Source organism: Pseudoalteromonas sp. GW168-MNA-CIBAN-0100, assembly GCF_040309225.1.
In the GTDB taxonomy this organism is placed as follows: domain Bacteria; phylum Pseudomonadota; class Gammaproteobacteria; order Enterobacterales; family Alteromonadaceae; genus Pseudoalteromonas; species Pseudoalteromonas arctica.
Map to the genome: position 1 here is coordinate 1 of NZ_JBEOOL010000413.1, position 292 is coordinate 292.

The 292-nt window shown below is 38.0% G+C and carries 1 protein-coding gene; it reads left to right on the plus strand.

Annotation, left to right across the window (positions count from 1 at the left end):
• Positions 1-292, plus strand: a 292-nt coding sequence (locus AAEY62_RS21740) for a hypothetical protein (RefSeq protein WP_350636470.1), incomplete at both ends; no start/stop codon positions are given.

Sequence of the window (292 nt, forward strand, 5' to 3'; positions counted from 1 at the left end):
GCATTTATACCGAGGCTTGTTTATTCGCCAAGTATTAATGCAAGTTGATAAGTTTGAATTATACAAAGTATACGAGGGGGATTACTTTAGCGAGCTGCAAAACAATCGTGAATGGTGGTTACAAGGTGATTATCAAATTGCAGACGTAGAGAACTACCCGCAAGGCTTTATGATGGCATTTTTTGAAAATGCAGACTTTGCTAAAGAAGAGTTCATGCTTGAGGACAACATTCTGCAAATTATCTTGCCAAGTGCCAATTTAAACCGCTTTATAAGTACACCACTTCAAGAG